The organism is Phyllobacterium sp. P5_D12 (assembly GCF_054049495.1).
Genome location: NZ_JBFUMG010001207.1, coordinates 1 through 514, shown reverse-complemented (window position 1 = coordinate 514; position 514 = coordinate 1). Strand labels below are relative to the sequence as shown.

1 protein-coding gene is annotated in these 514 nt (G+C 54.9%); it reads right to left on the bottom strand.

Annotation, left to right across the window (positions count from 1 at the left end; translation table 11 throughout):
* Nucleotides 1-168: 168 nt before the first annotated feature.
* The coding region (locus tag ACXJ5O_RS29530) for an oligopeptide/dipeptide ABC transporter ATP-binding protein (protein WP_457302995.1) at nt 169-514 on the bottom strand (346 nt) is incomplete at its 5' end.

Below are 514 nucleotides of genomic sequence, written 5' to 3'. Positions count from 1 at the left end.
GTGATGACGCGTTCGGTCTTATAAAGCCCGGACTGTTTCAGCCCCTCGAGTTCGGAAGACAGGTGATCGATAAAGGGCTTGGACATAGCTTTTCCTGCTCTGTGCCTGATGACGGGGCAACTCTCGCAATGTCATCTCACGATCAGGCCAATGTCTCAAGCCCCGACTCTAGAGCTGAACCAGATGTCCCGCCGAAACCTCGGTATACTGGCGGAGTGGAACTACGAAATCCGGGGCCCGAACGGGGCTTTTGATCTCGTCATTGGACACAGGTCGCTTTAAACCTCGCCGCGAAGGATCCGGAACGGGCACTGCTGAAATCAGCTTTTTCGTATAGGGATGCTGAGGATTCTCGAAAATCGCAGCTCGCGGCCCGATTTCGACGATTTCACCAAGATACATTACTGCGATGCGGTGGCTGACCCGTTCGACCACGGCGATATCATGCGAGATGAACAGATAGGCGAGGTTCAGGCTAGCCTGCAGGTCGAGCAGAAGGTTGATGACCTGCGCC